Source organism: Burkholderia sp. A2, assembly GCF_001729305.1.
In the GTDB taxonomy this organism is placed as follows: Bacteria; Pseudomonadota; Gammaproteobacteria; order Burkholderiales; family Burkholderiaceae; genus Burkholderia; species Burkholderia sola.
On sequence record NZ_LZXX01000125.1, the window covers coordinates 295 to 23610 of the forward strand.

Sequence of the window (23316 nt, forward strand, 5' to 3'; positions counted from 1 at the left end):
GTTCGGCCGGCTGCGGGATCTGCGCGATGCGCCGCCACTGGTCGAGCAGCGCGGCGAACGCGACGTCGATCTGCTTGCCGATGCTGACGGGCCAGATGCGCGTGAACACCAGATACACGACGACGTTGCCGAGCAGGATGCCGATCGTGCGGTCGCGCGCGATCGTCAGGTCGAAGCCGGGTCCGGCGCCCTGAATCACGCACAGGAAAAACGCGAACGCAATCTGGAAGCCCGCATACGCGATGCGCGGCGATCCGAACGCGACCCACGCGGACAGCCACGCGCCGGCGAAGACGAGCGCCATCAGTTCGCCGATCGACGACAGCGCCGGCACGACGAATACGAGCGCGGCGGTGCCGAGCAATGCGCCGATCATGCAGCCGAAGATCCGCAGCGTGAGCTTCTCGACCGTTTCGGCCGTCGAGCCGAGCGACACGATGTAGCAGGTGACGACGCAGGTATGGATGCCCGACCAGTCGAGCTGCGAGTACAGCAGGTAGCAGAAGATCGCCGCCGCTGTCGTCTTCAGCGCATAGCGGATGTGGTCGGGATTGGTGCGTGCGTCGGGCAGGAAGAAGCCGCCGCGTGGGGCCGCTACCGGCGCGGCGGTGGGCGCTTCGGGCGCGGCGGCAGGGGCGGCGGGCGTTGCTTGGGCCGAAGCCTGCGTCGCTGCATCGGCCGTCGGGGCCGTCGCGCCCGGCTCCGCAAAATGCGTGATCGTTGCCTGCAGACCGGTCGCGACGACGCGCGCGAGCGGCGGCAGCGCGTCGGCGGGCGGCAGCGCGAGCGTCACGTCGACCGGGTAGCCACCCTGTTCGAGAATGGCGGCCATGTCGTCGAGCGTCGCGGCGATCGGCGTGGCGAACGCATCGGGCAGCCGCGCTTCCGGTTCGCGATCGGCCAGCGCGACGTCGACCATCAGCGCGGTGCTCGACGCGATCGCCTGTCGCAGCGCCGCGAAATCCGCGACGTCGGACGAGCCTTCGAGCTTCGACAGCTTGAGCCACGTGAGCAACGGCTTGTCGCCTTCGCGCAGGCTCGCGTCGAACGCGGCGCGTGCATCGTCGTCGTCGCGCAGTCGCCGCGCGGCGAGCCGCAGCCGCTTCGCGAGTTGCGCGTGCGCGAGCTTGCGCGGCGACGGCGCGACCAGCAGGTTGACGACGATCGCGACGCCGACGGGGATCGCGATCGTCAGCCAGATGTACAGCAGCGCGCGGGTGGCGGCTTCGCCGAACGGCGCGAGGCCGAGCTGGTCGAGCCCGAAGCCGACGATCATCGCGAGAATCGCGCCCACCGGGCGCAGCTTGCTCGCGGAAGTCAGGTACAGCAGGGCGACCGACAACACGGCCATGCATGCGACGCGCAGGATCGAATAGTCGATGCTGAAGATCGCGATGCCGAGCACGAGCCCGATCACGATCGTGACGATCAGCAGCAGCGCGGCCGCGAGTACGACGCTCGTGACGCGGTCGGCGCGGATCATGAAGAACACGACGTACGCGGACAATGCGGCTTCGGGCGTGCCGTATGCGGCCGTCACGAGCGCGGTCAGCGCGCAGATCAGCGCGACGCGCACGGCCATGGCCGCGCGCCCCGGAAACGGCGCGAGCAGCCGCAGGACTTCGCGCGGGCCCGGCGTGCGGACCTCAGCGGCAGGCTGAGCCATGCCGGACCTCGACGATCGCGCTCGCGCCGACACGCACGAGCTTGCCGTCGGGTTCGTCGAGCTTCACGCGCACGGGGAAGCGCTGCGCGACGTGCACCCAGTTCACCGAGCGCTGCACGATCGGCAGCGAGCGCGGCAGGTTGATGCGATCGCTGTCCGCGATGCCGGCGCCGATGCCGACGACCTTGCCCGTCATCGGCCGGTCGCGGTCGATCATCGAATAGACGGTCGCGCAGTCGCCGACCGCGATGCGATTGAGAGACGTCTCGCGGAAGTTGCCGACCGCGAACCATTCGCTCGCGTCGATCAGCGTGAAGATCGACTGGTTCGGTGCGAGGGTTTCGCCGGGGAGTACGCTCAGCCCCGTCACGAGCCCGTTGTGCGGCGCGCGCACGACCGTGTCGTCGAGCGCATGCTGCGCGCGGGCCAGCGCGGCTTCGCGTGCATGCAGCGTCGCGATCGCGTCGGCGTCGTCGCCGATCGTCTGCGCGGACGCGCGCTGCTGCTCCTGCGCCTGCGCGAGCGACACGGATGCATCGCGCTGGCGCACCTTCGCCTGGTCGAACTGCTGCGCGCTGACGTAGCCCTGCGCGGCGAGCGGCGCAAGCCGGTTCACGTCGCGCGTCGCGAGATCGTAGTTCTGCGTCGCGCGCTTGACCTGCTCGGCGGCGACGGATGCGTTCGAGCGCTCGCCGATCAGCGAACGGCGGCGGGTGTCGAGCGACGCGCGCGCGAGTTCGAGGTCGGCCTGCGCCTGCGCGACGCTCAGCCGGTACGGCACGGGATCGATCACGTACAGCAGGTTGCCTTTCGCGACGCGCTGGTTTTCATGCACCGCGAGCTGCACGATGCGGCCGCCGACCGGCGACGCGACGTGCACGACGTCCGCGTCGATCGACGCATCGTCGGTGGACGGATAGGCGGTCGTGCGATGGTACGCGTACGCGAGCGCCGCGATGCCGAGCGCGACGATCGCGAGCGCGATCACGCGGCCTTTGACGGAGGGGCGGGCGATGCCGGCGGCCTTCATGCGAACGGCCCCGTGCCGGCGAGCCAGACGATCACGGCGACCACGAGCCCGATCGCGGTGCAGACGGCGAGCTGGTAGGGCACCGTCGCGGCCCAGCCGGTCGCGACGAACACGCGGTGAGCGACGATCGCGCCGACGATGCCGACGATCGCGCTGACGAGCCACAGCGGGAAATACGCGCCGAACAGCACGTAGGACGGTGCGCCGCGCGATGCGCAGCCCGCGAGCGGCAGGGCGGGCGCCAGCACGGCGGCGACGCGCAGGGGCGCGCGCGGCGTTGTTTTTCTCATGGTGTGACGAGCTCGACGTTGGGGGTGGATGCCGGGCGCGGCGCAATGCGGATCGTCGCCGCGACGACGATTCCAGGATACGGAGGCGATCATAAATCAGCGCGATGCGGATCGCCAGCAATCCGGCATGTTCACCGCATCGGCCGAGGCTGGCCGTGGCCGCGTCGTCAGTCATGCCGGACGATCCGGCAGCGCGTGTCGGCAGCGATGATCGGACCGCCGCGATTTTGCCAGCACCCGCTCGCGTAGGGTTGCTAACGGACTGTAAAGGATCGTCAGATGAAATCGCGCGGCGGAATTTGCCATGCCGACGCAGCGGCAATCGGCGCGCAAACCGTCGATTGCCGCTTGGACCCATGCAAATCCGGTGGGCCCGCTGACCGCGCGGATCCTCGACGAGCCGGCCGACGAGATAGTGGCGGAGCACGCTCGGCAGGAACGCGCTCATCGCCGTGGTGTTCGCGAACACGCGTACGTGGCCTTTTATGCCCGACGCCTGTTCCTGCCGGTTGCCGGTCAGCTGCTGGAGCTGGCGCAGCACGCCGCGCGCATGCGTGTCGCCCGGCGCGGTCAGCGTGACGCCCTGGCTCGTGAGGCTCGGCAGTTCCACGCTGACCTGCTCCTCGAGGGGCTTGATGCGCATGATCGCGGCCGGCCGCGACAAATGCGCGCGTTCGGTGGCGCACGTGGGGATGCTCGCTTCGGCGATCTGCGTGAAAAGTTTGAAGTCGACGAGAACGAAGCGCATGGCCGTGGCGGCGGGAGGATGGCCGATTGGCGTGTAAAGCCGCACGGCGCTGCGCCGCCGGCCGCGACCCGTCGTCGCGGCCGGGATCTGTGTACCATCGTGCATATGGCGCGACGCGCGGCACCGGGCATCACGGCCCGCGCGACGCGCGTCGGGGAAGCGGTACTGCAACGAAGGTGAACGTTCCATGCGAAGTTTCTTTGTCCGGTTCATTGCAATCGGCGTGCTGTTCCATCTGTACGTCGGGATGCGGATCATTCCCGACGCATTCGCGTCGCCGCTCGCACGCACGATCGCGGCGCTCGTGCTGGCGAGTTTCGTCATCCTGATTCCGGTCGGCATGTTCTCGCGCCGTTTCGACGAAGGGTGGGCGGCGACGCTGGTCGGCTGGGCCGGCGCGCTCGCGATGGGTTTCTTCTCGTCGCTGCTGGTGCTGACGTTCCTGCGCGAAATCGTGCTGCTCGGCGTGCTCGCGTGGCGGCATCTCGGGCATGACGGCGCATGGAGCCGCGCGGCGCCCGACACGGCGCTCGGCGTGCTGGCGGTCGCGGTGCTCGCGACCGCGATCGGGTTCGTCGGCGCGCGCCGTACGGCGGCGGTCAAGCGCGTGTCGATTCCGGTCGCCGGGTTGCCGGCCGCGCTCGACGGGCTGACGATCGTGCAACTGTCCGACATCCACGTCGGGCCGACGATCAAGCGGCCCTACATCGAACGGATCGTGCGCGCGGTCAATGCGCTCGACGCCGACCTGGTGGTCGTGACGGGCGACGTGGTGGACGGTTCGGTCAAGCGCCTGCGCGAACACACGGCGCCGCTCGGCCAGATGCGCTCGCGGCACGGCAGCTTCCTCGTGACGGGCAACCACGAGTACTACGCGGGGGCGCATGCATGGATCGACGAGTTTCGTCGTATCGGGCTGACGGTGCTGCTCAACGAGCACGTGCTGATCGAGCACGGCGGCGCGCGCGCGGTGCTCGCGGGCGTGACCGATTTCACGGCGGGCGGCTTCGATCCCGCGCATCGCAGCGACCCTGCGCAGGCGCTGGCGGGTGCGCCGCGCGACGTCGGCACGAAGATCCTGCTCGCGCACCAGCCGCGCAGCGCGGAAGCGGCGAACCGCGCGGGCTTTACCGTACAGTTGTCAGGGCACACGCATGGCGGCCAGTTCCTGCCGTGGCCACCGTTCGTGCGGTTGCAGCAGCCGGTGATCGGCGGGCTGAACCGCTTCGGCGACATGTGGCTGTATACGAGCCGCGGCACCGGCTACTGGGGACCGCCGAACCGTTTCGGCGTGCCGTCCGAGATCACGCTGATTCGGTTGACGCGCGGCTAGCCGATGGCCGGGAGGCGGCCGTCGCGCGATACGAACGCGCCTCGCGGTGCACGGCGGCTTCCTGTCGGCCTTTCGGCGGCGAATGACAGCGCATGGCGGCGCGCGGCGCCGTTGGCTAGTATGCAGACATGCGTTTTTCGCTCCGTTCCTTGCCCGTTCCTGCCGACATGTCGACCCCCGATCTCTTCGCTGACACGCCCGTGCCCGACGTGGACTGGTACCCGGACTGGCTTGCGCCAGCCGACGCCGATCGCGCGCTGGCCGCGCTGATCGGCGAGGTCGCGTGGCGGCAGGACACGATCCGCACGCCGCGCGGACGCATTCCGTTGCCGCGGCTCACCGCGTGGCAGGGCGAACCGGATGCCGTGTACGTGTATTCGGGGATCCGCAACGTCCCCGAGCCCTGGACGCCGGCCGTGCTCGAGCTGAAGCAGGCGGTCGAGGCGACCTGCGGCGTGCGTTTCAACAGCGTGCTGCTCAACCGCTATCGCAACGGGCTGGACAGCCTTGGCTGGCATGCGGACAACGAACCCGAACTCGGCGACGCGCCGGTGATCGCGTCAGTGAGCCTCGGTGCGATGCGCGTGTTCGATCTTCGTCATCGCGCGATCGGCATCACGCATGCATACCGTCTCGTACATGGCAGCCTGCTCGTGATGCGCGGACGCACGCAGGCCGAATGGCAGCACCGCGTGCCGAAGGCGCCGGGCGTGCAGGGCGAACGTGTGAACCTGACCTTCCGGCGCGTGTCGATGGCGGGCGGATAGGTCGCGCCCCGTTTCTTTGATTCACGAAAGGTGGACGCAAGCAATCGGCCGCGCGTGCGGCGCGTTGCCGCACGAACGCGATGCCGGACGGCGCGACCGGGCGCTGAGGCCCGTCCCGTATGGATTTCAGGTAGATTCGATCGACCACGCGGTTCCGATAGGTGAGTGAAACCTCTGATGGTGCGTCGCAACAATTCCTGAATAAACTGTCGAATGACAGAAGTGCGTCGGCATGCCGGCGCGACCCTTTCGACATGTCTCCGTGCGTGGCCGACGCAGCGCGCAACGGGGCAGGAGCAAAACGCGTGACCGTACTCGACCCTTCCTTCGCACCCTCGCTGCACGTCTTCGAGCAAGACGACGGATGGCAATGGGCGCTGACGGTGAAGCGGGCGACCGGCGTCGGCGTGAAAGTCGTGGCGTTCAGCCGGGAAGGCTTTCGCGGCGAAGCCGAGGCATACGCCGCCGGCCAGCTCGCCCGCGCCGAATATGACGCCGCCGTGACGGCCTGACGCGGCGATCCCGCCCGAGGATCGTCTTCCTCCGTGCCGTCCGTTACCGGGCGGTGCTTCCCTGACTGCTTTCCATTTTTCGCTTTTCGCGGGTGGCGAGAGGCGACTGTCCGCTCGCGTTTGCCGCGCCATCTGTCCTCGCGCCGACGATGCGACGCGCATGGCGAAAGCCTGTACGCGGGCTCGCGAGCCCCCGAGCAAGTACGCACTGCGTTCGGCGCGAGCAAGCCCGGAAAACGCACGGCCATATCGTAATAAGATATGACGTTATCGCACCGGCGAGACGATGACGTCCCGCCTTCCTGAAAGGAGCTATCCGTGCAACTGACCCAGTTAGGCGGGCATGTCGCCCAATCCGGTGTCGCCGAGCGGCAAAAACACGCGCAAGCGTTGATGTTCGGGATGGCGAACATCGACGAATACGTGTCCGGCGGCGTCTGCTACGACGCCGCGGCGTATGTCCGGTATCTGCTGCGCGCCGACGCGATGATCGCGCCGGGCGCGCTGCTCGACACGATCGGCCAGCTATGGAAGACGCGCTTCAACTTCGAGACCGGCAATCAATGGGACGGGCGCGCGAGCATTCCCGCGGGCACCGCGGTGGGCTTCGCGCGGGGCACCAATGTCTTTCACGCCGCGATCGCCGTCGGCGGTACCCGAATCCGCGGGATCAACGGTGGCTTGCTGGGCGCCGGATGGCTGCATCCGGTCGATCTGACGCGGGTACTGCAGCCGGACCCGGCCGGCGGCTTTGCGTACGACCGCACGACCATTCGCGTCTATCTGTCGCGCCTGTAGGCTGTCCGGCGTCGAATCTCACGCTCCGGCCAGCGTCGCCCGACCACGTGCCGCGCGCGGCCGCCTTCCGGCCGTCCGGCGATTTCCGCATGGCGTCGCGCCGTCCAACGCTGCTATCCTCTCGACCTTGAATGACGTGTGATGGCGGCGGGCGCGCATGCCGCGTCGCGGCGCTGCGCGCCGGTGCGAGCCCACGCGCGCACTGAGGTAGCATGACTGAATATCCACGACGATCGACGACCTGTTTCGTGACTGACTTCCTTCCGTCCATGTCCACATGGTCAAGACAACGATGAGCGGTGCACCCGATCCGGCGGCGCCCGGCGACGACGAGTCGTCGGGCGGCGCTTCGTCCTATCTGGTGCCGGGGCTCGAGCGCGGGCTGCGGATTCTCGCCGAATTCTCCGCGCGCGAGCCTGTACTCGGCGCGCCCGAGCTGTCGAAGCGCATCGGCATTCCGCGCACGACCACGTTCCGCCTGCTGCAGACGCTCGAGGCGCTCGGTTTCCTCGAGCGCGTGAACGGCGACCGCTATTTCCGGCTCGGCGTCGGCGTATTGCGGCTCGGCTTCGAATACCTGAATTCGCTCGAACTGACCGATCTCGGCACGCCCGTGCTCGAACGGCTGCGCGATTCGACCGGCCTGTCGACGCACCTGCTGATCCGCGATCAGCGCGACGTGGTGTTCGTCGCGAAGGCGCAGAGCAATACGTCGATGTTCGGTTCGGTGAAGGTGCACGTCGGCACGCGCCTGCCCGCGCATGCGACCGTGCATGGCCACGTGCTGATGGGCGACCTGACGCGCGATGCGCTGCGGCAGCTCTACCCGGAGAAGAAACTCGAACGGTTCACCGAGCGCACGCCCGGCACCGTCGACGAACTGTACGAACGCGTGCGTCATTACGCACGGCTCGGCTACGCGGTCAGCGAGGCGGCATTCGAGAGCGGCATTTCGGCCGTGACCGCGCCGGTGCGCGATCATTCGGGTTCGATCGTCGCGGCGATCACTGCGACGGTGCCGCGCTCGGAGATCGGCGACGCCGGCGAGAAGGAGCGGCTCGTCGAAGCCGTGTGCGGCGCGGCGGTCGACCTGTCGCAACGGCTGAACTATCGTCCGCTCGAAAGCGATCCGACGTTCGCGCATGCGCGCCACAAGGTCGCGATGTTCTGACGCGTGCGCGTCGTACCGGCCGCGGCGCGCGGCATCCCAGACGAAGAAAGCGGCCCGCGGGCCGCTCTTGTCGTTTTCGGGCGTCGAAGCCTGGTGCCTGAACGCGCTCAGAACGAGTGATGAATCCCGGTCAGCACGATCACCTGGTTCGCGGTGCTCGACACGCCGGCCGTGAAGAACGCAGCCTTTGCGCCGCCCGAACCGTGTTCATACAGCACGTTCGCATACAACTGCGTGCGCTTCGACAACGCGTAGATGTCGCCGAGTTCGACCTGCGTCCAGCGGCGGCCGGCCAGCGTCGTGGTCGCCGCGCCGCCCGCGATCGTGTTGAACGCGCTGCTGCGGTAGTTCACGCCCGCGTCGTAGCTCTGGAACGTGTCGGAAAACCCGTTCGACTGCATCTTCACGCGCGTGTAGAGGCCATGCACGAGGAAGTCGCCGATCTGGTACGACGCGCCCGCGCCGATGTTCTCGACCTTGTTCGCGAGGTAGCCGTTCGCGGTGTTCTGCCCCTGGAACGACGTGATGCCGGTCTGGCCGATCAGGATCGAGCGGTCGTGCTCGTTCGAGTAGACGGCCGACGCCTTGAACGGCCCGTTCGCGTAGTTCAGCGCGACGCCGACCGATTTGCCGGTCGAGAAGTTCGTCGTGTTGCCGAGCGCGAGCGTGGCCGCGGCCGAGAAACCGGCGAACGTCGGTGAGCGGTACTTGACCGAATTGTTGTACGGTACGTTGCCGGTCGCGGCGAGCCCGTCGATGTTGCCCGGATGGAACGCAAACCAGCTCAGCGCGAGGTACGCGGTGCTGAGCGGATCGAGATAGTCGAACGTCAACGGCGTCTGGCGGCCGAGCGTCAGCGTGCCGTAGCGCTCCGAGCCGAGGCCGACGAACGCCGCGCGGTTCCAGATCGTGTTCGCGGTCGCGAACTGGCCGTTGTTCGTATAGAAGCCGTTTTCCAGCTGGAAGATCGCCGACAGCCCGCCGCCGAGATCTTCCTTGCCCTTCAGGCCCCACCGGTCGGGCTGCGTATTGCCCTGGATCATTGCCCACTTCGCGTGGCCGCCGACGTTGTTCACGTACGCGACACCCGCGTCCATGCTGCCGTACAGCGTCACGCTGCTTTGCGCCCACGCGCCCGACGCGGCGCCCATTCCGATGACTGCCGCTGCTACCGCATGCTTGACCATTTCGTCTCCTGACTCTCCAACCTGATGAATACGTGTTGTGACGGCCTGCGCAGGCACGGCCGGCCGTCGCGCATGTTCATCGCCGAGTGGGCATTCTTGTGTTCCATATAAGGAACAACGTACCTTTGATGGAATGGAGTATAGAGGTGTCGCACGCCGGATCAAAAATAAATTTTTCGGGACGGATGGATGCCGTCCGGAGACCAGCCTGCGCGGCGTCATGTCTCGAAACAGTCGATAAATACCCGTCGTAAAACAAAAAATCACATTGGATAGGGTAAGTGGAGGGACAGGTCGACCTGCCGGTCGGTGTTTTCCCTAGGACATGCAGCTTTTTGTTTTACTCGTGGAAGGTCGCTCCTATAATCACCATCGATAAACTGCTGTTCCGGATATGGAACAAATCAAGAGTGGATCAGAAGGAAGGGTGCGAGATGTCTGAGCAATGGATTTGCGCCGGTCACGCCGGCGCACTGTCGGAAGACACGCCGATCGAGTTCAAGCGGACCGACGGCGTGGAAATCGGGATCTACCGCGTCGGCGACGACGTGTATGCGCTCGAGAACGTGTGCCCGCATGCGTACGCGCTGCTGACGCAGGGCTTCGTCGACGAAGGCACGGTCGAATGCCCGCTGCACGAGGCCGTGTTCGACATCAAGACGGGCGAATGCCTGAAGGGTCCGGGCGGGCGTGCGCTGAAGCAGTACGCGGTGCGCCTCGCCGGTGAAGAAATCCAGATCAAGGTGGAGTGACATGAAAGAAGCGACCGTCAATTTCAATCCCTTCCTGAAGCCGTGGGTGGCGCCGCAGCCGAACAACGTGGCCGGCAAGGGGCGGATCGAGATCCCCGGCCAGGTCGAGAACCAGGTCTGGCAGAACCGCAAGGCCGAGCCGACGCAGTACGAGAACGACCTCGGCGATGCGCTCGAACGCGTGTTCGAGAGCGGCGCGACCGAACTGGAAGACGTCGTCGCGGGCCTGAACCGCATCGGTTTTCGCGCACCGGACGGCACGGTTTGGACACCTGAGCGCTTCCGCGCCGAAATGGCCTCGCTGGCGGAATGAACGCAGCGACCGCGCCGCGCGCCTGAGCGCCGATCCGACGACAACCGCATCCGGAGCACACTGATGACGTCCCCCGTACAACACGAAACCCAACACGACCCAGTCCGCGATTACCTCGACCGCGGCATCAAGAACTACTGGTATCCCGTCGCGCCAAGCTGGCAGGTGTCGAACGCGCCCGTCGGCGTCACGCGCCTGTCCGAGCAGATCGTGCTGTGGCGCGATCACGAAGGAAAGGTCCACGCGCTGGAAGATCGCTGCCCGCACCGCGGCGCGCGCCTGTCGCTCGGCTGGAACCTCGGCGGCAACATCGCGTGCTGGTATCACGGCATCGAAGTCGACGGCGGCGGCACGGTCAACCGCGTGCCGGCCGTATCGAACTGTCCGCTCGAAGGCACGAAGTGCGTGAAGTCGTATCCGGTCGAAGAGAAGGCCGGCGCGATCTTCCTGTGGTTCGGTGACGAAGCGCACGGCGAGCCGGCGCCGCTGAACCTGCCGGAAGAACTGGTCGCCGACGAGTACGCGCACTTCCTGTGCGTGTCGAACTGGAAGTGCAATTACCAGTATGCGATCGACAACGTGATGGACCCGATGCACGGCGCGTATCTGCATGCGACGTCGCACTCGATGGCCGAAGGCGACAAGCAGGCCGACATGCGCGTGCGCAAGACGGAAACGGGCCTGATGTTCGAGAAGATCGGCCAGCGCGACGTGAACTTCGACTGGGTCGAACTTGGCGAAACGGGTTGCCTGTGGATGCGCCTCGCGATTCCGTACAAGCAGAAGTTCGGTCCCGGCGGCAATTTCGGGATCATCGGCTTCGCGACGCCGGTCGACGGCGACAACTGTCAGGTCTACTTCTGGCGTACGCGCAAGGTCGGCGGCTGGCAGCGCGACGTGTGGCGCTTCATGTACCGCAACCGCCTCGAGGGCCTGCACTGGGACGTGCTCGAGCAGGATCGCTACGTCCTCGAAAGCCTCGCGCCGCAGGCGCGCGATCACGAATACCTGTACCAGCACGACGTCGGCATCACGCGTGTGCGCCGGATGTTGCGCCAGCGTGCGCAGGAACATCTGTCCGCGCTCGACGCGCATCGCGCGGCCCACGCCGCTTCGGAGCCCGCGAATGGCTGAGTTCGCTCCGGTCGTGGCGCTGCCCGGTCGCCGCGTGCTGGTCACGGGCGGCGCGCGTGGTCTCGGCGCCGCATTCGTGAAGGCGCTGGTCGAAGCGGGCGCACAGGTCGCGTTCGGCGACGTGCTGGTCGACGAGGGCCGCGCGCTGGCCGCGCAGCTCGCGCAAGCCGGCCACACCGCGCATTTCTTCGCGCTCGATCTCGCCGATCCGGCCAGCATCGACGCGTTCGTCGCACAGGGCGCGGCGGCGCTCGGCGGCATCGACGCGCTGATCAACAACGCGGCGATTACGAACTCCGGCGGCAAGCTCTCGACGGAGCTCGACGTGTCGACGTGGGATGCCGTGATGACCGTGAACGTGCGCGGTGTGTGGCTCGTCAGCAATGCGGCGCTCCCGCACCTCGCGCAATCGGGCCGCGGCGCGATCGTGAACCTCGCATCGGACACCGCGCTGTGGGGCGCGCCGAAGCTGCTCGCGTACGTCGCGAGCAAGGGCGCGGTGATCGCGATGACGCATGCGCAGGCACGCGAGTTCGGCGCGCACGGCGTGACGGTCAACGCGATCGCGCCGGGGCTGACCGAAGTCGAGGCGACGGCCTACGTGCCCGCCGAGCGCCATGCGTTCTACCTGCAGGGCCGTGCGCTCACGCGCGCGCAGGTGCCCGACGACGTGACGGGCCCCGTGCTGTTCCTGCTGTCGGACGGCGCGCGCTTCGTGACGGGTCAACTGCTGCCGGTGAACGGCGGCTTCGTAATGAACTGATTTGAAGTTTTCACTCGGAATGAAGGAGAGGACGATGGCGGACGCCGATCTCGAACGCAAGTCGTGGGACCAGCCGGAAGGCGCAAGCTTCAACGACTGGATGGAAGGGCGCGTCGCGCGCTATGCGACGCGGCGCTACGACTGGGACGCACTGAAGTTCCAGGCCGACTACGACCCGAAGTACCGCCGTGCGCAGATGCGCTACGTCGGCACGGGCGGCACGGGCGTCGCGAAGGACGTCAACACGGTGCCGGCCGGCAACTTCACGTTTTCGACGATGGTGATCCCCGCCGGCAACATTGGCCCGAGCCACATCCATATCGACGTCGAGGAAATCTTCTTCGTGCTGCGCGGCAAGATGAAAGTGATCTGCGAGCGCGACGGCGAGACCTGGGAAGCGATCCTCGGCGAGCGCGACCTGATCTCGGTGCCGCCGGGCGTATATCGAACGGAAATCAACATCGGCGAGGAAGACGCGCTGATGTGCGTGATGCTCGGTTCGTCGAAGCCGATCACGCCGACGTATCCGCCCGATTCGCCGCTCGCGAAGATCAAGCGTTGAGACGGAGCCGGTGAAGCAATGAGTGTCATCGACAAACGCGAACGTGAACGCGACCGCACCGCGGCGTTCGCCGCGCTGCTCGGGCAGTTTCCCGAACAGCGTTGCGAAGCCGGCGCGGCGGGCACGATCGGCTACCGGGAGGCCCGCGCGCAGCATGCGGGCCGCACGCTGCCCGTCGTGCTGCTGCACGGAATCGGCTCGGGCGCGGCATCGTGGGTGAGCCAGCTCGATACGCTGCGCGCATCGCGGCGCGTGCTCGCGTGGGATGCGCCCGGTTACGGCGTGTCGACGCCCGTGCACGGCGCGTCGCCGGCCGCCGCCGATTACGCGGCATCGCTGAACGCGTGGCTCGAGGCACTCGGCATCGAGCGCTGCGTGCTGGTCGGGCATTCGCTCGGCGCGATCGTCGCGGGCGGGTTGGCTCGCGCGATGCCCGCGCGGATCGCCGGCCTGCTGCTGATTTCGCCGGCGGGCGGCTACGGCAACGCACCGGCCGACACCCGCGAATCGCGCCGCGACGCGCGGCTCGCGATGCTCGCGGAACTCGGCCCAGCCGGGCTCGCCGAGCAGCGCAGCGGCAACATGTTGTCCGGCTTCGCGAACGAGGACGCGCGTGCATGGGTGCGCTGGAACATGGCGCGCATCGTGCCGGCCGGCTACGCGCAGGCCACGCATCTGCTCGCGAACGCCGATCTCGCGGCCGATCTCGCCGGTTTTCGCGGCCGCACGGCCGTGGCCGTCGGCGCGAACGATGCGATCACGCCGCCGGCCGCGTGCGAGCGGATCGCCGCGGCCGCGCACGTCGGGCTGCAGGTGATTCCGCAGGCGGGTCATGCGGGTTACGTCGAACAGCCGGCAGTCTATTCATCGCTGATCGACGGCTTCTGTCGCCAATGCGATCGTCAACGGGGGCTGGAATGAGCGAACCGTTGCAACAACGGCAGGACGCGGACAACGCGAAGGCCGAAGCCGGCTACGTGGTGCCGGGCCTCGAACGCGGGCTGCGCATTCTCGCCGAATTCTCGCCGCGCGAGCCCGTGCTCGGCGCGCCCGAACTGTCGAAACGGCTCGGCATTCCGCGCACGACGGTGTTCCGTCTGCTGCAGACGCTCGAATCGCTCGGCTTTCTCGAACGCGCGGACAAGGATCGCAACTACAAGCTCGGCATCGCCGTGCTGCGGCTCGGTTTCGAATACCTGAGCTCGCTGGAATTGACCGATCTCGGGCTGCCGGTGATCGAGAGCCTGCGCGATGCGACCGGCTTCACGACGCATATCGTGATTCGCGACGGCCGCGACGTGGTGTTCGTCGCGAAGGCGCAGAGCCAGTCGCCGGTGTTCAGCTCGATCCGCGTGAACGTCGGCACGCGGCTGCCCGCGCATGCGACGACGCACGGCCACGTGCTGATGGGCGACCTGTCGCTGAAGGAACTGCACGCGCTGTATCCGGAAGGCATGCTGAACCGGATGACGAGCGCGACGCCGGAGACGGTCGACGCGCTCTACGAAGTGATTCGCGAGGATGCGCTGCGCGGCTACGGCGTCAGCAATTCGTCGTTCGAGCGCGGGATCTCGGTTGTCACGGCGCCGGTGCGCAACGAGACGCAGAAGATCGTCGCGTGCATCACGGTGACGGTGCCGCGTCCGGAGATCGACGCGGCGCTGATCGCGGACGGGCTGATCGACAAGGTGCAACGCGCGGCGGCGGAATTGTCGCGGCGGCTCAATTACCGCTCGGATGACGAGCACACGTTTCTGAAAGCATTAGGACTCCGATGATCAAGATCGATCTGACCGGGCAAGTAGCAGTGGTGACGGGCGGCTCGTCCGGCATCGGCCTCGCGACGGCCGAACGGTTCCTGCAGGCCGGCGCATCGGTCGCGATTTGCGGCCGCGACGGCCACCGCCTCGCACGCGCCGAAGCAATGCTTCGCGACAAGTACGCAGACGCACAACTGCTGGCCGCACGCTGCGACGTGCTCGACGAAGCCGATGTGACCGCATTCGCGCAAGCGGTGTCCGCACGTTTCGGCCGCGCCGACATGCTGGTCAACAACGCCGGCCAGGGCCGCGTGTCGACCTTCGCCGACACGACCGACGACGCATGGCGCGAAGAACTCGAGCTGAAGTACTTCAGCATCATCCGTCCGACGCGCGCATTCCTGCCGCTGCTGCGCGATGCGGCCGCGCCGACGATCACCTGCGTGAACTCGCTGCTCGCGCTGCAACCGGAGCCGCACATGGTCGCGACGTCGTCGGCGCGCGCCGGCGTGCTGAGCCTCGTGAAGTCGCTCGCGACCGAACTCGCGCCGCAGCGCATCCGCGTGAACTCGATCCTGATCGGCATCGTCGAGTCGGGGCAGTGGCGCCGCCGCCATGAAGCGCAGGCGCAGCCCGGCGAAAGCTGGGAGGCGTGGACGGGCACGCTCGCCCGCAAGAAGAACATTCCGCTGAATCGCTTCGGCAAGCCCGACGAGGCGGCCTGGGCCCTTTTTTATCTCGCAACGCATCTGTCGTCCTACACGACGGGCAGCCATATCGACGTTTCTGGAGGCTTTGCACGCCATGTCTGAAAAAACCACGGTTGGCGAGCTGATTGCCGCCTTTCTCGAGCAGTGCGGCGTGAAAACCGCATTCGGTGTCATCTCGATCCACAATATGCCGATCCTCGACGCGATCAACTCGCGCGGCAACATCCGGTATGTCGGCGCACGTGGCGAAGCCGGTGCGCTGAACATGGCCGACGGGCTGGCCCGCGTGTCGGGCGGCCTCGGCGTCGCGTTCACGAGCACGGGCACGGCGGCCGGCAACGCGGCCGGCGCGATGGTCGAGGCGCTGACGGCCGGCACCGCGCTGCTGCACATCACCGGGCAGATCGAGACGCCGTACCTCGACCAGGACCTCGCGTACATCCATGAAGCGCCTGACCAGTTGTCGATGCTCGACTCGATCTCGAAGGCCGCGTTCCGCGTGCGCACGGTCGAAACCGTGCTGCCGACGATCCGCGAAGCCGTGCGCGTCGCGCAGACCGCGCCGACGGGCCCCGTGTCGGTCGAGATTCCGATCGACATCCAGGCAGCCGAAATCGAATGGCCGGAAGACCTCGCACCGGCCCACGTTGCGGTGCGCGAGCACGATAGCACCCGCGTCGCGAAGCTCGCCGACGCACTCGCGGCCAAGCGCCGTCCGCTGCTGTGGCTCGGCGGCGGCGCGCGGCATGCCCGCGCGGAAGTCGAACGCCTCGTGAAGCTCGGCTTCGGCGTCGTGACGAGCGTGCAGGGCCGCGGCGTGCTGCCGGAAGATCACCCGGCGACGCTCGGCGCGTTCAACGTGCATGCATCGGTCGAAGCGTTCTACAAGACCTGCGACGCGCTCGTCGTGGTCGGCTCGCGCCTGCGCGGCAACGAAACGCTGAAGTACAAGCTCGCGCTGCCGCAGCCGCTGTTTCGCGTCGATGCCGATGCGCTCGCTGACAACCGCGGCTATCGCAACGCGCTGTTCGTGCACGGCGATTCGAAGCGCGTGCTGGCCGAGCTGGCCGACCGCCTCGAAGGCCGCCTGTCGGTCGATCCGCAATTCGCGGCCGACCTCGCGGCGGCTCGCGAGGACGCGGTGGCCGACGTGGCGAAGGGCCTCGGGCCGTACAGGAAGCTCGTCGACACGCTGCAGGCCGCCGTCGGCCGCGACTACAACTGGGTGCGCGACGTGACGATCTCGAACAGCACGTGGGGCAACCGCCTGCTGAAGATCTTCGAGCCGCGCGCGGGCGTGCATGCGCTCGGCGGCGGCATCGGCCAGGGCATCCAGATGGGCATCGGCGCGGCGCTGGCCGGTTCGGCGGCGAAGACGGTCTGCCTCGTCGGCGACGGCGGCCTGATGGTCAACGTCGGCGAGCTCGTCACGGCCGTGCAGGAAAACGCGAACGTGATGATCGTGTTGATGAACGACCAGTGCTACGGCGTGATCCGCAACATCCAGGACGCGCACTACGGCGGCCGCCGCTGCTTCGTGCAGCTGCATCAGCCCGATTTCGCGCAGTTCTGCGCGAGCTTCGGCCTCACGCACTACCGGATCACGTCGCTCGACCAGGCCGAAGCGATCGTGCGCGAAGGGATCGCGAAGGAAGGGCCGGTGATGGTCGAGGTCGACATGCTGTCGGTCGGCTCGTTCGCGTCCGCCTTCGCGGGCCCGCCGGTGAAGAAGGAAGCGCCGACGGAGCGCCAGTATGCATAACGGACACAAGCGGGCACCCGTCGACGTCGCGATGATCGGCTTCGGCGCGATCGGCGCGGCCGTGTACCGCGCGGTCGAGCACGACGCGTCGCTGCACGTCGCGCACGTGATCGTGCCGGAGCATCAGCGCGACGCGGTGCAGCGCGCGCTCGGCAGTGCGGTGGAGGTCGTGTCGTCGGTCGACGCGCTGGCCCGCCGCCCCGCGTTCGCGCTCGAATGCGCGGGCCACAGCGCGCTCGTCGATCACGTCGTGCCGTTGCTGAAGGCCGGCACCGACTGCGCGGTCGCGTCGATCGGCGCGCTGTCCGATCTCGCGCTGCTCGACGTGCTGTCGCAGGCCGCCGACGAAGGCGGCACCACCGTGACGCTGCTGTCCGGCGCGATCGGCGGCATCGATGCGCTGGCGTCCGCGCAGCAGGGTGGCCTCGACGAAGTGCTGTACGTCGGTCGCAAGCCGCCGCTTGGCTGGCTCGGCACGCCGGCCGAGGAACTGTGCGACCTGCGCGCGATGACCGCGGAGAAGGTGATCTTCGAAGGCACTGCGCGCGATGCGGCGCGGCTGTATCCGAAGAACGCGAACGTCGCGGCGACGGTCGCGCTCGCGGGCGTCGGCCTCGACGCGACGCACGTGCGCCTGATCGCCGATCCGGCCGTCGAGCGCAACGTGCACCGCATCACCGCGCGCGGCGCATTCGGCGAGATGTCGCTGGAAATGAGCGGCAAGCCGTTGCCCGACAATCCGAAGACGTCCGCGCTGACGGCGTACAGCGCGATCCGCGCGCTGCGCAACCGCGCGGCCTGCTGCGTGATCTGACCGGACCATCGAGCGTCCGCCCGCGCCACGGCGAGGGCGGATGTGCAGAGACAGACTTGTGGAATTTGTGACATGACTCCTTTCGATACGCGCCTCGTGCCCGACGGCAACATCCTGATCGGCGGCGAGTGGCGGCGCGGCCGCGGCGCGCCTTACGCGAGCCTCTATCCGGCCGACCAGTCGCTGAACATGGAAGTGTCGACGGCGAACGCGGAGGACGCGGCCGACGCCATCGTGGCCGCCGACGCCGCATGGCGCCGCGCCGACTGGGCCGGGCTCAAGCCGCATCAGCGCGCGCAGGTGCTGTACCGGATCGCCGACCTGATCATGCAGCGGCACGAGGCGCTCGCGAACCTGCAGCGCCGCGACAACGGCAAGCCGATCGCCGAGACGCGCGTGCTCGTGGCCAGCGCGGCGAATACGTTTCGCTATTTCGCGGCGTGCCTCGAAACGCTCGACGAAGAACTGACGCCGTCGCGCGGCGACTACCTGACGATGAGCGTGTACGAGCCGATCGGCGTGATCGCGGCGATCACGCCATGGAACTCGCCGATCGCATCCGATGCACAGAAACTCGCGCCGGCGCTCGCCGGTGGCAACGCGGTGGTGCTCAAGCCGGCTGAAGTCACGCCGCTCGTGTCGCTCGCGCTGGCGCGCATCTGCGAGGAAGCCGGCGTGCCGAAGGGCGTGCTGAGCGTGCTGCCGGGCAAGGGCTCGGTGATCGGCGACGTGCTCGTGCGTCATCCGCTGGTGAAGAAGGTGTCGTTCACCGGCGGCACCGAAGTGGGCCGCGGCATCGCGCGCATCGCCGCCGAGAAACTGATGCCGGTGTCGCTCGAACTCGGCGGCAAGTCGCCGACGATCGTATTCGACGACGCGGATCTCGATCACGCGGTCAACGGCGTGCTGTACGGAATCTTCAGCTCGTCGGGCGAGGCGTGCATCGCCGGTTCGCGGCTGTTCGTGCAGCGCGCGGTGTACGACGCATTCATGCAGCGGCTGGTGGCCGGCGCGCGCAAGCTGCGCGTGGGCGACCCGACGCGGCCCGATACGCAGATGGGCCCGCTGATCACCGCGAAGCATCGCGAGTCGGTCGAGCGCTACGTCGCGCTCGGGCTGGAAGAAGGCGGCCGGCTGTTGTGCGGCGGCGAGCGGCCGTCGGGCGACGGGCGCGAGGACGGCTTCTTCTATCAGCCGACGATTCTCGAAGGCTTGCCGAACAGCGCTCGCATCTGCCAGGAGGAAATCTTCGGGCCGGTGCTGGTCGCGATGCCGTTCGACGACGAAGCGTCGCTGATCGCGCAGGCGAACGACAGCGTGTTCGGCCTCGCGGCCGGCATCTGGACGCGCGACTACAAGCGCGCGTGGCGCATCGCGCGGGCGCTGGAGACGGGCACCATCTGGATCAACACGTACAAGCTGTTCTCGATCTCCACGCCGTTCTCCGGCTGGAAGGAGAGCGGGATGGGCCGCGAGAAAGGGCGTCTCGGCATCCGCGAATACATGCAGCAGAAGAGCCTTTACTGGGGCTTGAACGACGCGCCGCTGCCGTGGGCGAACTGAGCGAAGGGGAATGACGCAATGAGCATCTTGGGAATCGAGCAGATCACGTACGGTGTCGACGACCTCGCCACGTGCCGGCGCTTTTTCGCGGACTGGGGCTTGAAGGAAGTCGCGCACGACGACACGCGTGCGCGTTTCGAGACGCTGAACGGTTGCACCGTGCTCGTCGTGAAAGCCGACGATCCGTCGCTGCCGCCCGCGTTCGAAGCGGGCCCGACGTTGCGGGAAGTCACGTGGGGCGTCGCGACGCGGCAGGAAGTCGACGCACTGCGCACGAAGCTGGCCGGCCAGCCCGGCTACTACGCACAAGACGATGCGGTCGGCTGCATCGACCCGAACGGGATGGCGATCCGTATCGAAGTCACGCGCAAGCGCGCACTCGACATCACGGGCTCGCCGTCGAACGTGTGGGGCCAGACGCTGCGCGTCGATCAGCCGAGCCCGATTTATGCGCGCGCGGAGCCGGTCGAGGTCGGGCACGTCGTGTTCTTCACGAATTGCCTCGATGCGCAGGAAAAGTTCTATCACGAACGGCTCGGTTTCGAGACGTCGGACCGTTATCCGGGCCGCGGTGCGTTCATGCGCTGCGCGCCGCATGGCGGCCACCACGATCTGTTCCTGCTCGCGCTGCCGAACGGTAAACGCGGCCTGAACCACGTCGCGTTTACCGTTCGCGACATCCACGAAGTGTTCGGCGGCGGCATGCACATCGACCGCTGCGGCTGGGAAACGCAGCTCGGCCCGGGGCGTCATCCGGTGTCGTCCGCGTATTTCTGGTACTTCCAGAACCCGGCCGGCGCGCTGATCGAGTACTACGCGGACGAAGACGTGCTGACGCCCGAATGGCAGCCGCGCGAATTCGAACCAGGCCCGACCGTGTTCGCCGAGTGGGCCGTCGACGGCGGCCTCGACGGCAACACGCGCCGGCAGAAGAACGCGAAGGCGCCGGAAGGCAAGTTCATGACGGAGCGCAAATCGTGAGCGAAGAGAACACACAGGAGCAGGCCGCGCCGGGCACGGTCGTCGTGATCGGCGGCGGCCAGGCGGCCGGCTGGGTGCTGAAGACGTTGCGCGCGCAAGGGTACGCGGGCCGTCTCGTGATGATCGCCGACGAGCCGCACCTGCCGTACGAGCGTCCGCCGCTGTCGAAGGCCGTGCTGGCCGGCGACGCCGACATCGAGACCGTGCGCGTCGTGCGGCCCGACGAATTCGACGCGCTGAACGTCGAAGCGTGGCAGCCGGAACGCGCGGCGTCGATCGATCGCGCACGTCGCGTGGTGAGAACCGAAAGCGGCCGCGAGATCGAATACGACCGGCTCGTGATCGCGACCGGCGGCACGTCGCGCCGCTTGCCCGGTGCGCTCGTCAACACGCCGAATCTGCATTACCTGCGCACGCTCGACGAAGCGGCCGCGCTCGGCGAGAAGCTGCGCGCGAGCCGGCGCGTGCTCGTGATCGGCGGCGGCTGGATCGGCCTCGAAGTCGCGGCGACCGCGCGCAAGCTCGGCGTCGACGCGGTGGTCGTCGAAGGCGCGCCGCGCCTGTGCGGCCGCTCGGTGCCGCAGGTCGTATCGGACTTCCTGCTCGACCTGCATCGCTCGAACGGTGTCGACGTGCGACTTGGCGCGGCGCTTGAATCGCTCGATGCGCCGCCCGGTGATGCATCGAAGGTACGCGCGACGCTTGCCGACGGCACGACGATCGACGCCGACTTCGCGGTGGCCGGCATCGGCCTTGCGCTGAACGCGTCGCTCGCGAGCGACGCGGGGCTCGCGGTCGACGACGGCATCGTCGTCGACGAATACGGCGCGACCAGCGACCCGGCGATCTTCGCGTGCGGCGACGTCGCGAACCATCACAACGGCTGGCTGAAGCGGCGCGTACGGCTCGAATCGTGGGCGAACGCGCAGAACCAGGCGATCGCGGCGGCGAAGGCCGTGCTCGGCGTGCGTGCACCGTACGCGGAGATTCCGTGGTTCTGGTCCGATCAGTACGACGTGAACCTGCAGATCCTCGGCGATCTGCCGGCCGATGCGCAGCTCGTCGTCCGCGGCGATCTCGCCGCGCGTCGTGCGACGCTGTTTTTTGTTGGCGACGGGCATGTGAGAGGTGTCATCGCCGTGAACAACGCGCGTGAGCTGAAGCTCGCACGCAAGTGGATGAACCAGGGCCGGGCAGTGGATACGGAAGCCCTGGCAGACACGACCCAAGCGCTTGCCTGACCGGCTCGACCGGAAAGAGACCCAGGAGACACCCCGCATGAGCACTTTCGACAACGTCGTGGCCGGCAAGGCCACGATGGAAGCTGCCGCTTCCACGCCCGGCGCGATCATCGCGCGGCTCGAGCGGCTTCCGGCCAACGCGATGCAGATCCGCGCGCGCGTGCTGATCGGCACCGCGACGTTCTTCGACGGCTTCGACGTGATCACGATCGCGGCGACGCTGCCGCTGCTGATTCACAAGTGGGGGCTGTCGCCTACGCAGATCGGCATGCTGATCGCGTCCGGCGCGATCGGCCAGTTGATCGGCGCATTCCTGTTTCCCGCGCTCGCGGAAAAGCATGGCCGCGTGAAAGCGATCGCATGGAGTTCGGCCGTGATCGGCATCACGAGCATCGCGTGCGGTTTCGCGCCGACGTTCGAGATCTTCGTGCTGCTGCGGATTCTGCAGGGGCTCGGGCTCGGGGGCGAGTTGCCGGTCGCCGCGACGTACATCAACGAGATTACGCGTGCGCATGGCCGAGGCCGTTTCGTGCTGCTGTACGAGATCGTGTTCCCGATCGGCCTGCTCGTGTCGATGGCGCTCGGCGCTTGGCTCGTGCCGCGCTTCGGCTGGGAGATCATGTACTTCGTCGGCGGGCTGCCGGTGATCCTGTCGCTCGTGCTCACGCACCTCGTGCCCGAATCGCCGCGCTGGCTCGCGTCGCGCGGGCGGCTCGCGGAAGCCGGGCGGGCGACGAGCGCGTTCGAGGCGTCGGTGCGCGGCGAACTGCCGCCGGTCACGCAGGCGGCCGCGTTCGACGAGATGGTGCGCCAGCATCCGAAGCGCAGGATGAGCGACCTGTTCCGCGCCGCGTATCGCAAGCGCACGCTCGCGGTGGCGACGCTGTGGGCGACCTGCGGGTTCATCCAGTACGGGTTGTCGACGTGGCTGCCGACGATCTACAAGAACTTCTATCACGCGCCGCTGCAGCTCGCGCTGAACCTCGCGGTGATCGGGTCGGTCATGGGCGTGCTCGGGTCGCTGGCGTCGGCGCTGCTCGTCGACAAGCTCGGCCGCAAGCCGGTGATCGTGTGGTCGTTCGTGCTGTGCGCGCTGTCGCTCGCACTCGCGGGTATCTATCACGCGTCGTCGGTGTACGTGGTCGCGATCTTCTGTTCGCTGTCGCTCGGGCTGATGGCGTCCGGGTTCATTACCGCGTACGTCTACACGCCGGAGCAGTATCCGACGAGCATCCGCGCGTCGGGCTGCGGGCTCGGCAGCGCGTGGCTGAAGATCGCGTCGTTCGTCGCACCGATGGTCGTGCCGCACGCGATCATCGGCGGAAACCTCGCGCCGGCGTTCTACCTGATCGGCGTGGTGCCGCTGATCGCGGCGCTGACCGTGCACTTCGTCGGCATCGAGACGAAGGGGAAGGTGCTGGAGGCGCTTGAGGCGTAAGCGGGGCCGGCGGCGGTAGCG

23 protein-coding genes and 1 pseudogene are annotated in these 23316 nt (G+C 67.7%); 19 read left to right on the forward strand and 5 right to left on the reverse strand.

Features of this window, described 5'->3' with window-relative positions; genetic code table 11:
- The 4 genes and pseudogenes from A9Z05_RS27930 to A9Z05_RS38480 all read right to left on the reverse strand — a co-directional run.
- A partial coding sequence (locus A9Z05_RS27930; protein ID WP_256122112.1) for an FUSC family protein occupies positions 1-1666 on the reverse strand: 1666 nt, incomplete at its 3' end.
- Positions 1647-2696: a multidrug transporter subunit MdtN gene (gene mdtN / locus A9Z05_RS27935; RefSeq protein WP_069620938.1), complete on the reverse strand. Its 1050-nt coding sequence runs from the start codon at positions 2694-2696 to the stop codon at positions 1647-1649. The genes mdtN and A9Z05_RS27930, both read right to left, overlap by 20 nt.
- A complete protein-coding gene (locus tag A9Z05_RS27940) occupies positions 2693-2986 on the reverse strand; it encodes a hypothetical protein (protein WP_069620939.1) in 294 nt (97 codons plus the stop codon). The genes mdtN and A9Z05_RS27940 overlap by 4 nt, the downstream gene beginning before the upstream one ends.
- 619 nt (positions 2987-3605) lie before the next feature.
- Positions 3606-3992, reverse strand: a pseudogene (locus tag A9Z05_RS38480) (hypothetical protein); the annotation flags it as partial.
- Between A9Z05_RS38480 and A9Z05_RS27950 the strand changes: the two are divergent.
- The 5 genes from A9Z05_RS27950 to A9Z05_RS27970 all read left to right on the forward strand — a co-directional run bounded on the left by A9Z05_RS27950 (position 3922) and on the right by A9Z05_RS27970 (position 8315).
- The gene (locus tag A9Z05_RS27950; protein WP_069620941.1) at positions 3922-5067 is read left to right on the forward strand and encodes a metallophosphoesterase; all 1146 of its coding nucleotides are present in this window, start codon (positions 3922-3924) and stop codon (positions 5065-5067) included. The pseudogene A9Z05_RS38480 and the gene A9Z05_RS27950 sit on opposite strands and share 71 nt — an antisense overlap.
- A 167-nt stretch (positions 5068-5234) precedes the next feature.
- Positions 5235-5834, forward strand: a complete 600-nt coding sequence (locus A9Z05_RS27955; RefSeq protein WP_176730258.1) for an alpha-ketoglutarate-dependent dioxygenase AlkB — start codon at positions 5235-5237, stop codon at positions 5832-5834.
- 305 nt (positions 5835-6139) lie between these two features.
- A complete protein-coding gene (locus tag A9Z05_RS27960; RefSeq protein WP_069620943.1) occupies positions 6140-6346 on the forward strand; it encodes a hypothetical protein in 207 nt (68 codons plus the stop codon).
- A 318-nt stretch (positions 6347-6664) separates the two neighbouring features.
- Positions 6665-7144: a type 6 secretion system effector deamidase TecA gene (tecA, locus tag A9Z05_RS27965; protein WP_069620944.1), complete on the forward strand. Its 480-nt coding sequence runs from the start codon at positions 6665-6667 to the stop codon at positions 7142-7144.
- 277 nt (positions 7145-7421) lie between these two features.
- A complete protein-coding gene (locus A9Z05_RS27970; RefSeq protein ID WP_069620945.1) occupies positions 7422-8315 on the forward strand; it encodes an IclR family transcriptional regulator in 894 nt (297 codons plus the stop codon).
- Between the two features lie 107 nt (positions 8316-8422).
- Here the strand turns inward: A9Z05_RS27970 and A9Z05_RS27975 are convergent, their stop codons facing one another.
- A complete protein-coding gene (locus A9Z05_RS27975) occupies positions 8423-9502 on the reverse strand; it encodes a porin (RefSeq protein WP_069620946.1) in 1080 nt (359 codons plus the stop codon).
- A 434-nt stretch (positions 9503-9936) separates the two neighbouring features.
- Here A9Z05_RS27975 and A9Z05_RS27980 point away from each other — a divergent pair, with 434 nt between their 5' ends.
- From A9Z05_RS27980 to A9Z05_RS28045, 14 genes are all read left to right on the forward strand, one after another.
- Entirely contained in the window at positions 9937-10254 is a 318-nt protein-coding gene (locus tag A9Z05_RS27980) for a non-heme iron oxygenase ferredoxin subunit (protein ID WP_006489883.1), read from the forward strand.
- Between the two features lies 1 nt (position 10255).
- A complete protein-coding gene (locus A9Z05_RS27985; RefSeq protein ID WP_069620947.1) occupies positions 10256-10567 on the forward strand; it encodes a recombinase-like helix-turn-helix domain-containing protein in 312 nt (103 codons plus the stop codon).
- A gap of 63 nt (positions 10568-10630) precedes the next feature.
- Positions 10631-11701, forward strand: a complete 1071-nt coding sequence (locus tag A9Z05_RS27990; protein ID WP_069620948.1) for an aromatic ring-hydroxylating dioxygenase subunit alpha — start codon at positions 10631-10633, stop codon at positions 11699-11701.
- Positions 11694-12464, forward strand: a complete 771-nt coding sequence (locus A9Z05_RS27995; protein ID WP_069620949.1) for an SDR family oxidoreductase — start codon at positions 11694-11696, stop codon at positions 12462-12464. Before A9Z05_RS27990 ends, A9Z05_RS27995 begins: the two co-directional genes overlap by 8 nt.
- A 34-nt stretch (positions 12465-12498) precedes the next feature.
- On the forward strand, positions 12499-13026 hold the full coding sequence (locus A9Z05_RS28000; protein ID WP_006489904.1) for a cupin domain-containing protein: 528 nt from the start codon (positions 12499-12501) through the stop codon (positions 13024-13026).
- 18 nt (positions 13027-13044) lie between these two features.
- On the forward strand, positions 13045-13947 hold the full coding sequence (locus A9Z05_RS28005) for an alpha/beta fold hydrolase (protein WP_069620950.1): 903 nt from the start codon (positions 13045-13047) through the stop codon (positions 13945-13947).
- Positions 13944-14804, forward strand: coding sequence for an IclR family transcriptional regulator (locus A9Z05_RS28010; protein WP_069620951.1), 861 nt, complete (start codon positions 13944-13946; stop codon positions 14802-14804). The genes A9Z05_RS28005 and A9Z05_RS28010 overlap by 4 nt, the downstream gene beginning before the upstream one ends.
- On the forward strand, positions 14801-15598 hold the full coding sequence (locus A9Z05_RS28015; RefSeq protein ID WP_069620952.1) for an SDR family oxidoreductase: 798 nt from the start codon (positions 14801-14803) through the stop codon (positions 15596-15598). The genes A9Z05_RS28010 and A9Z05_RS28015 overlap by 4 nt, the downstream gene beginning before the upstream one ends.
- A complete protein-coding gene (locus A9Z05_RS28020) occupies positions 15591-17258 on the forward strand; it encodes a thiamine pyrophosphate-binding protein (protein WP_069620953.1) in 1668 nt (555 codons plus the stop codon). Before A9Z05_RS28015 ends, A9Z05_RS28020 begins: the two co-directional genes overlap by 8 nt.
- A complete protein-coding gene (locus tag A9Z05_RS28025; RefSeq protein WP_069620954.1) occupies positions 17251-18072 on the forward strand; it encodes an aspartate dehydrogenase in 822 nt (273 codons plus the stop codon). The genes A9Z05_RS28020 and A9Z05_RS28025 overlap by 8 nt, the downstream gene beginning before the upstream one ends.
- Positions 18073-18144: 72 nt before the next feature.
- Positions 18145-19635 (forward strand): aldehyde dehydrogenase, encoded by a 1491-nt coding sequence (locus A9Z05_RS28030; protein WP_069620955.1) that lies wholly within the window; start codon positions 18145-18147, stop codon positions 19633-19635.
- Between the two features lie 18 nt (positions 19636-19653).
- A complete protein-coding gene (locus tag A9Z05_RS28035; protein WP_069620956.1) occupies positions 19654-20616 on the forward strand; it encodes a VOC family protein in 963 nt (320 codons plus the stop codon).
- Complete coding sequence (locus A9Z05_RS28040; RefSeq protein ID WP_069620957.1) at positions 20613-21857, forward strand: NAD(P)/FAD-dependent oxidoreductase; 1245 nt, start codon at positions 20613-20615, stop codon at positions 21855-21857. Before A9Z05_RS28035 ends, A9Z05_RS28040 begins: the two co-directional genes overlap by 4 nt.
- Before the next feature lie 37 nt (positions 21858-21894).
- Positions 21895-23295 (forward strand): MFS transporter, encoded by a 1401-nt coding sequence (locus A9Z05_RS28045; protein WP_069620958.1) that lies wholly within the window; start codon positions 21895-21897, stop codon positions 23293-23295.
- The last annotated feature ends 21 nt before the right edge of the window (positions 23296-23316 follow it).

Excerpts from the sequence above, each read along its gene's own strand:
- A9Z05_RS28030 (WP_069620955.1), top strand. The coding sequence starts at position 18,145 with ATGACTCCTTTCGATACGCGCCTCGTGCCCGACGGCAACATCCTGATC.
- A9Z05_RS27980 (WP_006489883.1), top strand. The coding sequence starts at position 9,937 with ATGTCTGAGCAATGGATTTGCGCCGGTCACGCCGGCGCACTGTCGGAA.
- A9Z05_RS27955 (WP_176730258.1), top strand. The coding sequence starts at position 5,235 with ATGTCGACCCCCGATCTCTTCGCTGACACGCCCGTGCCCGACGTGGAC.
- A9Z05_RS28005 (WP_069620950.1), top strand. The coding sequence starts at position 13,045 with ATGAGTGTCATCGACAAACGCGAACGTGAACGCGACCGCACCGCGGCG.
- A9Z05_RS28025 (WP_069620954.1), top strand. The coding sequence starts at position 17,251 with ATGCATAACGGACACAAGCGGGCACCCGTCGACGTCGCGATGATCGGC.
- A9Z05_RS28020 (WP_069620953.1), top strand. The coding sequence starts at position 15,591 with ATGTCTGAAAAAACCACGGTTGGCGAGCTGATTGCCGCCTTTCTCGAG.
- A9Z05_RS27990 (WP_069620948.1), top strand. The coding sequence starts at position 10,631 with ATGACGTCCCCCGTACAACACGAAACCCAACACGACCCAGTCCGCGAT.
- mdtN (WP_069620938.1), bottom strand. The coding sequence starts at position 2,696 with ATGAAGGCCGCCGGCATCGCCCGCCCCTCCGTCAAAGGCCGCGTGATC.
- A9Z05_RS28035 (WP_069620956.1), top strand. The coding sequence starts at position 19,654 with ATGAGCATCTTGGGAATCGAGCAGATCACGTACGGTGTCGACGACCTC.
- A9Z05_RS28015 (WP_069620952.1), top strand. The coding sequence starts at position 14,801 with ATGATCAAGATCGATCTGACCGGGCAAGTAGCAGTGGTGACGGGCGGC.
- A9Z05_RS28010 (WP_069620951.1), top strand. The coding sequence starts at position 13,944 with ATGAGCGAACCGTTGCAACAACGGCAGGACGCGGACAACGCGAAGGCC.
- A9Z05_RS27940 (WP_069620939.1), bottom strand. The coding sequence starts at position 2,986 with ATGAGAAAAACAACGCCGCGCGCGCCCCTGCGCGTCGCCGCCGTGCTG.
- A9Z05_RS27995 (WP_069620949.1), top strand. The coding sequence starts at position 11,694 with ATGGCTGAGTTCGCTCCGGTCGTGGCGCTGCCCGGTCGCCGCGTGCTG.
- A9Z05_RS27970 (WP_069620945.1), top strand. The coding sequence starts at position 7,422 with ATGGTCAAGACAACGATGAGCGGTGCACCCGATCCGGCGGCGCCCGGC.
- A9Z05_RS27950 (WP_069620941.1), top strand. The coding sequence starts at position 3,922 with ATGCGAAGTTTCTTTGTCCGGTTCATTGCAATCGGCGTGCTGTTCCAT.
- A9Z05_RS27985 (WP_069620947.1), top strand. The coding sequence starts at position 10,256 with ATGAAAGAAGCGACCGTCAATTTCAATCCCTTCCTGAAGCCGTGGGTG.
- A9Z05_RS27975 (WP_069620946.1), bottom strand. The coding sequence starts at position 9,502 with ATGGTCAAGCATGCGGTAGCAGCGGCAGTCATCGGAATGGGCGCCGCG.
- A9Z05_RS28000 (WP_006489904.1), top strand. The coding sequence starts at position 12,499 with ATGGCGGACGCCGATCTCGAACGCAAGTCGTGGGACCAGCCGGAAGGC.
- A9Z05_RS28045 (WP_069620958.1), top strand. The coding sequence starts at position 21,895 with ATGAGCACTTTCGACAACGTCGTGGCCGGCAAGGCCACGATGGAAGCT.